The organism is Synechococcus sp. BA-120 BA3 (genome assembly GCF_034931285.1).
Taxonomy (GTDB): Bacteria; Cyanobacteriota; Cyanobacteriia; order PCC-6307; family Cyanobiaceae; genus Cyanobium.
This window is the reverse complement of record NZ_JAYGHZ010000063.1, coordinates 1-7,542: the sequence shown is the minus strand read 5'-3', so window position 1 is coordinate 7,542 and position 7,542 is coordinate 1. Positions and strand designations below refer to the sequence as shown.

Here is a 7,542-nt window from a genome sequence, read left to right as displayed (position 1 = left end):
TGGTCGTTGTCAGCGGTGCCGGCCTGGCCGGCACCGAGGCCGCCTGGCAGATCGCCGAAGCCGGGATTCCGGTGCGGCTGGTGGAGATGCGGCCCGTGCGCCCCTCCCCGGCCCACCACAGCGGCGATTTCGCTGAATTGGTCTGCAGCAACAGCTTCGGTTCCCTCTCCCCGGACCGGGCCGCCGGACTGCTTCAGGAGGAGCTTCGGCGCCTGGGATCGCTGGTGATCCGCACCGCCGATGTTCATGCGGTGCCCGCCGGCGGCGCCCTGGCCGTCGATCGGGGCCGCTACAGCGCCGCCCTCACGGCCGCCGTCGAGGCCCATCCCCTGGTGACGGTGGAGCGCCGCGAGCAGCTGGCGCTGCCCGACCCCGGCGAGATCGCCGTGCTGGCCACCGGCCCCCTCACCGGCGCCGAGCTGGCCGACGACCTGCTGCGCTTCACCGGTCGGGAGTCCTGTCACTTCTTCGATGCCGCCAGCCCGATCGTGGAGGGGGAGGGCATCGACCTGTCGGTGGCCTTCCGGGCCAGCCGCTACGACAAGGGCGACGCCGACTACATCAACTGCCCCATGGACCGGGAGCAGTACCTCGCTTTCCGCACCGCCCTGCTGGAGGCCGAGAAGGCGGAGCTGAAGGATTTCGAGCAGGAGAGCGCCACCTTCTTCGAGGGCTGCCTGCCGATCGAGGAGCTGGCCCGCCGCGGCGAGGACACCATGCGCTACGGCCCCCTCAAGCCGATCGGCCTCTGGGATCCGCGCTGGGGCGACCTGCACGACCGCGACGTGCGCCGCGCCAAGCGGGCCCACGCGGTGGTGCAGCTGCGCCAGGAGGACAGGGACGGCCAGCTCTGGAACCTCGTCGGCTTCCAGACCAACCTCAAATGGGGCGAACAGCAGCGGGTGCTGCGCATGATCCCCGGCCTGGAGCACGCCTCCTTCGTGCGCTTCGGGGTGATGCACCGCAACACCTTCCTGGAGTCCCCTGAGCTGCTGCAGCCCACCCTGCAGTTCCGCCAGCGGCCGACCCTGCTGGCCGCCGGCCAGATCACCGGCACCGAGGGCTACGCCGCCGCGGTGGCGGGGGGCTGGCTGGCCGGCACCAACGCCGTCCGCCTGGTGCGGGGCCTGCCGCCCCTGAGCCTGCCGCCCACCACCATGGCCGGCGCCCTGCTGGCCTTCATCAGCGACGCCGAGCGCAGCCACGGCGCCCGCAAGGGGGGCTTCCAGCCCATGCCCCCCAGCTTCGGCCTGATGCCGGAGCTGCCGGAGCGCATCCGCGACAAACGCCGCCGCTACGGCGCCTACCGCGACCGGGCCCTGGCGGATCTGGCCGACTGGGAGGCAGAGCGCCAGGCCGCTACGTCGGCGGTGGCGATGGCCGTGGGCTGAGCCGGCCCGCCCCCCTACGCCGGGCCGCTTCCTAGGGTCGGGCCGCTCCCGTTCGCCTGGTTCCGGTGACCGTCACCGTCCCTTCCTCCGCCGCCGCCCCCCTCACCGCGGCCGATGGCCGTCCCTGGGACGTCGTCGTGATCGGCTCAGGGATCGGCGGGCTGGTCACCGCCAGCCAGCTGGCGGCCAAGGGGGCGCAGGTCTTGGTGCTGGAGCGCTACCTGATCCCCGGCGGCAGCGGCGGCAGCTTCCAGCGCGAGGGCTACACCTTCGACGTCGGCGCCTCGATGATCTTCGGCTTCGGCACCCAGGGCCACACCAACCTGCTCACCCGCGCCCTAGCCGACGTGGGCGAGCACTGCGAGACGATCCCCGACCCCGCCCAGCTGGCCTACCACCTGCCCGGCGGCCTGTCGGTGGCGGTCGACCGCGACTACGAACGCTTCCTGGCCGATCTCACCGCCCTGTTTCCCCATGAGGCCAAGGGCATCCGCGCCTTCTACGACACCTGCTGGCAGGTGTTCCGCTGTCTCGACGCCATGCCCCTCCTCTCGCTGGAGGACCCCGCCTACCTGGCCAAGGTGTTCTTCCGCGCGCCCCTGGCCTGCCTGGGCCTGGCCCGCTGGCTGCCGGTGAACGTGGGGGCGGTCGCCCGCGCCCACATCAGCGATCCGGCCCTGCTCAAGTTCATCGACATGGAGTGCTTCTGCTGGTCGGTGATGCCAGCCGATCGCACGCCGATGATCAACGCCGGCATGGTGTTCTCCGATCGCCATGCCGGTGGCATCAACTACCCGAAAGGCGGCGTCGGGGTGATCGCCGAGAAGCTGGCGGCAGGCCTGCGCAGCCACGGCGGCGAGATCCGCTACCGCTCGCGGGTGGTGAAGGTGCTGCTGGAGGGCGAGGGACCCCAGGCCCGCGCTGTGGGGGTGCGGCTGGCCAGCGGTGAGGAGATCCGCGCCCGGCGGGTGGTGAGCAACGCCACCCGCTGGGACACCTTCGGCTCCCTGGTGGATGAGGCCCACACCCCGCCGGCCGAGCGCACCTGGCGGCGGCGCTACCGCCCATCCTCCTCCTTCCTCTCCCTGCACCTGGGGGTGCGGGCGGAGGCGATCCCCCACGGCAGCCATGTCCACCACCTGCTGCTGGAGCGCTGGGAGGACATGGAGGCCGAACAGGGGGTGATCTTCGTCTCGATCCCCACCCTGCTGGATCCCTCCCTGGCCCCGGCCGGCCACCACATCGTGCACACCTTCACCCCCTCGGAGATGGACACCTGGCAGGGGCTGGCCCCGGCGGCCTACCGGGCCGCCAAGGAGGCCGCCGCCACCCGGCTGATCCGCCGCCTGGAGGCGATCCTGCCGGGCCTGGAGGGGGCGATCACCCACCGGGAGATCGGCACCCCCCGCAGCCACCGCCGCTTCCTGGGCCGCCACGGCGGCAGCTACGGGCCGGTCCCGGCCCTGCGGCTGCCCGGCCTGCTGCCGATGCCCTTCAACCGCACCGCCATCCCCGATCTCTACTGCGTCGGCGATTCCTGCTTCCCCGGCCAGGGCCTTAATGCGGTGGCCTTCAGCGGCTTCGCCTGCGCCCACCGCATCGGCGCCGACCTGGGCCTCAATCCCTGGAACCTGCCGGCCTGAAACACCCCATGGTTCCCGACCATCGCCTGCACTGCGTCGTGCGACCGCAACCGCCGGCCGCCGGCGAGGGCCTGCGGCTGGGGATCTGGCAGGGCAGCGGCAGCGCCGCCACCGCCGAGGCCGTCGAAGCGAACCTGGAGCGCCTGGAGCAGGTCTGCGAGCTGGCGGCGGGCCACGGGGTGCAACTGCTGGCCTTCCCCGAGCTCTATCTGAGCGGCTACATCGTCACGCCCGCCATCGCGCGGCAGCTGGCCGAACCCATGGACGGCCCCAGCCTGGCTCGGGTGGCCGCCGCGGCGCGCCGCCATGGCCTGGCGGTGGCCTGTCCGTACCCCGAACGGGCAACCGTGGCCGGTGAGGAGCGCCTCTACGACGCCATCGCCCTGTTCGACCGGGACGGCAGCCTGCTGCGCAACTACCGCAAGACCCACCTGTGGGGGCCGGATGAGAAGCGCTGCTGGAGTGCCGGATACCGCCATCCCGAGGAGGGCGCGGCCTTCACGGTGCAGCCGGTGAACGGGGTGGGGGTGGGCCTGCTCAACTGCTACGAGGCCGAGTTCCCCGAGCTCACCCGTCGCCTGGCGTTGGCGGGGGCCCGGCTGGTGCTGATCCCCACGGCCGCCGATGTCTGGGCCGAGCTGAGCACCGGGGAGCGCACCGACCGCCCCTATCCGGACGTGTCCCGCACCCTGATCCCCGCCCATGCCTTCCAGAACGGCTGCTTCGTGGCCTACGCCAACCGCTGCGGCGAGGAGACGGTGAACGGCCGGGTGATGGCGGCCTACCTGGGCAACAGCGTCATCTGCGGTCCCCATGGCGATCTGCTGGCGGCCGCCCGGCCCGAGCCCACCCTGCTGATCGCCGACTGCCGGCCCGGCGAGTACGGCCCCACCCACCCCGCCGCCACCCGCTACCACGAGGATCTGCGGCCCGATCTCTACTGACAGCGGCCCAGCCACCAGCCGGCCACGCCGGCGGAGACGCGGCGGTAACCTGTGTAAACATTTGTTGCGTATCCATGGCGGCCCCGATTCCCAGCTCCTCCGACCTGGCGCGCTACCTGGAGGCCCGCGGTGAGATGGGCAAGCCGTGGGTGTGGCACCTGCTGCGGCTCAGCAAGCTCAAGGAGGCCAAGGACACCATGGAGCCCAATGAGTACGTCGAACGGCTCGGCGAGGCCCACGCCGACCTGATGCGGCTGGGTGAGTTCTGGAAGGGTCGGGAGGCGGAGGTGTTCGGAGGCCGCTACCAGCCCTCCGAGATCATCGAGCCGCTTCCCGGATCCCCCGAGGACCGATGAGCCCCACCCCGACGGCCCAGCGCTATCCGATGGCGCCGCTGATCCGGTTCACCCTGCTGGCCCTCTACCTGGCCCTGGTCCTGCCTCTGCCGGTGCTGGCGCCTGAATCCCTGCGGCTGCGCCTGCTGCTGGCCGCCGTCACCGGGCTGGTCCTGGTGGTCGCCATCACCAGTGAGCGGGTGGAGCTCGACGAACGGGAGCTGCGGGTGGGCCATCCTCCCTGGTGCTCCTGGCTGCTGCGCCGCGGCTGGCAGCTGTCCTGGGATCGCATCACCGCCCTCACACCGGTCACCACCAGCCAGGGGGGCAGGGTCTACTACGTGCGCAGTGTGGGCGAGCAGGGCGACCGCAGCGGCGCCGCCTGGTTGCTGCCCCAGCGGGTGGCCCGCTTCGAGGACTTTCTGCAGCGCTTCAGCGCCGCCACGGGTATTGCCACCGAGGGGATCGGCCGGATCAGCCCGCCCTGGACCTACCGGCTGCTGGCCCTGCTCTGCGGTCTGCTGCTGGCAGGGGAAGTCATTGCCCTGATCACTCACCCGCTCTGAGACGCTCCCGGGTGGGCAGAGATGTCCCTAGTTGAGGCGGGAGGAGCTGCTGGGGGATGCGACCAGCAGGCCGGAGCTGGAGGCCCCGGCAGCGTCCTCGCTGAGCTCCGGCAGGGTGTCCAGGCTGAAGCGATAGCCCTGCTGGCGCATCGTTTCGATGGCGCCGCCCTCGCCAAGGCCGGCCTGTTCAAGCTTGCGGCGCAGGGTGAGCACCTGGGTGTCGACCGAGCGGGGGCCGCCGCTGAAGGGGGGCCAGGCCATGCGCAGCAGCTCCTGGCGGCTGCGCACCACCCCCGGGGGCATCAGCAGCGCACAGAGGAGGGCGAATTCCCGTGGGCTGAGTTCCACCGGCTGGTCCCGCAGGGTCACCTGGCGCAGCAGCAGGTGAACTTCAAGCGGGCCCACACAGACCCGTTCCTGGAGTCCGCTGCCGCTGCGGCGCAGCAGGGTGCGGCAGCGGGCCGCCAGCTCCTCGAGGCCGAAGGGCTTGCGCAGCACGTCGTCGGCGCCGGCATCCAGCAGGGCCACCACGGGCTCGGATCCGGAGCGGGCCGTGAGCACCATCACCTGGCAGTGCAGCTGGGCGGCCAGACGCAAGGCCGAGGTTTCCTCGAGCAGTTCGGCGCTCACCAGCAGATCGGGGGACTGCTCCTGGCAGATCTCCAGGGCTTCGCGGGCGGTGGCGACAGCCGCTGCCAGGTGGCCATCCTGACGGAGACGCTGGGCGAGCACCGTGCGGAGCGTCGCGTGGGGATCCACGACAAGCACTCTGCGAGGGGTTCCTCCTGGATCGGTCAGCTTGTCCTGGGCCACGGGCATCACCTCGGCATCACGATGAAATCAGAAGCGGAAGTGCCGACAGCCGATTGAGTGTGTCAACGCTAACTGGAAATGTGCGGGGACGCCGGTAACGGGCGATGCCTTGTCAACTGTCCGCTCCCGGATGACGGTCACGGCACGGCAGGATGGTGCCATCCGCCGGCTTTCGCCGCCACAATGACGCCAGGGGCCCGACCCCAGCCATGACAGCACTCCAACACCCCGACGCGATCCGCCACTTCCAGTCCCTGTGTGATGCCTGCCAGGCCCTGTCCGACCGTCACCACGGACCCTCCGAGCTGCGGCTTTACGCGGACGGCTACCTGCATGCCCTGCGGCGCACGGCCGTGCTGGACCACCAGTCCCAGCGCCGTCTGGAGGAGCTGATCGACCGCTGGATCCAGGACCCGTCCAGCTTCCTGGGGCCCGATGGCCAGCCGCGCCTGCTGATGGAGCGCAGCCGCTACTGAGCGGCCGCGGACAACCGGGCCGCCGTCGCGATGGTCCGGTCGGGGTCCTCAGGAGGCCAGGGCCACTTCGAGCTTCTCGCGCAACTCGCCGCTGTTGTACATCTCGATCAGGATGTCGGAGCCGCCGAGGAACTCCCCTTTCACATACACCTGGGGAATGGTGGGCCAGTCGGAGAACTCCTTGATCCCCTGGCGGATCTCCATGTCGGAGAGGACGTCGAACGTCTCGAAAGGGACACCGAGCGACTGCAGGATCTGGACGACGTTGTTAGAGAATCCACACTGAGGCATCAGTTTGTTGCCCTTCATGAAGACCACCACCGGGCTGGCGCTGATCAGGGCGTCGATGCGTTGACGGGTGCTGGCATCCATGGTCGGAATCGCGGAGGGGAACGTCAGGAGGGAAGGGAGGTCTGCAGCGCCAGGGCATGGATCGCCTCGCTGGCCAGCTCGCTGCGCAGGGCGCCGTAGACGAGCTGGTGCTGGCGCACCCGGTTGAGACCGGCGAAGGCACCGGACACCACCCGCACCTGCAGGTGATCGCCACCCCCGGTGAGATCCTCCACCTCGACGGCGGCATCGGGGAGCGCGCGCAGGATCGCGTCCTTGACCTGCTCCGGTTGCACCATGGCGGCGGGGATCGTGAAGATGACAGACGGCTGGAATCTAAGGATGATCACCCACCGGCGGTCGATCCCGGGGCGTTGTAGGGGGTGATCACGAAACCCAGCTCCACCAGCTGCTGGTAGGCCTTGCGGCCGCCCTCGTTGGTGGGGGTCATGATCTTCACCACCTCCACCAGCAGGGGGATCGCCACCTCGGGCTCGTTCTGGCGGCGGAACAGGGCCGCCAGCCGCAGGTTGGAATCGGCCAGGAGCGTCAGGGCCTCCCGCCCCTTGTCGTCCATCTCGCGGGGGATGCGGGCGTCGAGACCGCGGAAGGAGCCGCTCAGGTCGCGGTAGAAGCCGAGCAGGCGGCGGCTGGCATCGCGGGCCAGGTCGTAGAGGCGCCGGCCCTCGGCCAGGTTGCCGCTGGCCACCGCCGCGTCGCCCCGCGCCAGGAGGGTCTTCACCGAAGAGAGGTTGAGATCGGTGCCGGCGGGCTGGACCGTCTGGGGGGTGGCCTGGGCCCGGGCCGGCGGCTGCAGGAGCGGCTGGGCGAGGGCCAGCAGGGCCAGGCAGCTGCCGCAGACCCCGGCCAGGCCCGATGGCCGGGCGGATCGAAGGGAAGAAACGGCGGAAGGCCTGATCACGTCGACGCCTGACGGGTAACGGGCGAACTTTACGGGGAGCCGATCGGGCGACCCACCACGGCGCGGGCCGCTTGCTCGGCCGACTCCATGGCGGCGGCGAGCTCGGCGCTGAAGTCCAGGGC

Annotated in this window: 10 protein-coding genes; 6 read left to right on the top strand and 4 right to left on the bottom strand. The window is 70.9% G+C overall.

Going from position 1 to position 7,542, the window contains the following annotated elements; genetic code table 11:
- From trmFO to VB737_RS04460, 5 genes are all read left to right on the top strand, one after another.
- Window positions 1–1,391 (top strand): FADH(2)-oxidizing methylenetetrahydrofolate--tRNA-(uracil(54)-C(5))-methyltransferase TrmFO (trmFO, locus tag VB737_RS04480; RefSeq protein ID WP_500311481.1); only part of this gene is annotated, 1,391 nt, incomplete at its 5' end.
- Between the two features lie 65 nt (window positions 1,392–1,456).
- A complete protein-coding gene (gene crtH / locus VB737_RS04475; protein WP_500311480.1) occupies window positions 1,457–3,034 on the top strand; it encodes a carotenoid isomerase in 1,578 nt (525 codons plus the stop codon).
- Window positions 3,035–3,042: 8 nt separating this feature from the next.
- Complete coding sequence (locus tag VB737_RS04470) at window positions 3,043–3,978, top strand: carbon-nitrogen hydrolase family protein (RefSeq protein ID WP_500311478.1); 936 nt, start codon at window positions 3,043–3,045, stop codon at window positions 3,976–3,978.
- Between the two features lie 74 nt (window positions 3,979–4,052).
- On the top strand, window positions 4,053–4,334 hold the full coding sequence (locus VB737_RS04465) for a hypothetical protein (RefSeq protein WP_500311477.1): 282 nt from the start codon (window positions 4,053–4,055) through the stop codon (window positions 4,332–4,334).
- Window positions 4,331–4,879, top strand: coding sequence for a hypothetical protein (locus VB737_RS04460; RefSeq protein WP_500311475.1), 549 nt, complete (start codon window positions 4,331–4,333; stop codon window positions 4,877–4,879). Before VB737_RS04465 ends, VB737_RS04460 begins: the two co-directional genes overlap by 4 nt.
- A gap of 27 nt (window positions 4,880–4,906) precedes the next feature.
- On the opposite strand, the gene VB737_RS04455 is transcribed toward VB737_RS04460, so the two are convergent.
- Window positions 4,907–5,698 (bottom strand): response regulator transcription factor, encoded by a 792-nt coding sequence (locus VB737_RS04455; protein WP_500311473.1) that lies wholly within the window; start codon window positions 5,696–5,698, stop codon window positions 4,907–4,909.
- Window positions 5,699–5,901: 203 nt separating this feature from the next.
- Here VB737_RS04455 and VB737_RS04450 point away from each other — a divergent pair, with 203 nt between their 5' ends.
- A complete protein-coding gene (locus VB737_RS04450; RefSeq protein WP_500311471.1) occupies window positions 5,902–6,168 on the top strand; it encodes a DUF6761 family protein in 267 nt (88 codons plus the stop codon).
- Between the two features lie 48 nt (window positions 6,169–6,216).
- Here the strand turns inward: VB737_RS04450 and grxD are convergent, their stop codons facing one another.
- The 3 genes from grxD to VB737_RS04435 are packed head-to-tail and all read right to left on the bottom strand — an operon-like array spanning window position 6,217 to window position 7,420.
- Complete coding sequence (grxD, locus tag VB737_RS04445; protein WP_094584148.1) at window positions 6,217–6,540, bottom strand: Grx4 family monothiol glutaredoxin; 324 nt, start codon at window positions 6,538–6,540, stop codon at window positions 6,217–6,219.
- A gap of 23 nt (window positions 6,541–6,563) precedes the next feature.
- Window positions 6,564–6,797, bottom strand: a complete 234-nt coding sequence (locus VB737_RS04440; protein WP_190545371.1) for a BolA family protein — start codon at window positions 6,795–6,797, stop codon at window positions 6,564–6,566.
- Window positions 6,798–6,844: 47 nt separating this feature from the next.
- Window positions 6,845–7,420, bottom strand: coding sequence for a hypothetical protein (locus VB737_RS04435; RefSeq protein WP_500311468.1), 576 nt, complete (start codon window positions 7,418–7,420; stop codon window positions 6,845–6,847).
- Between the last annotated feature and the right edge of the window lie 122 nt (window positions 7,421–7,542).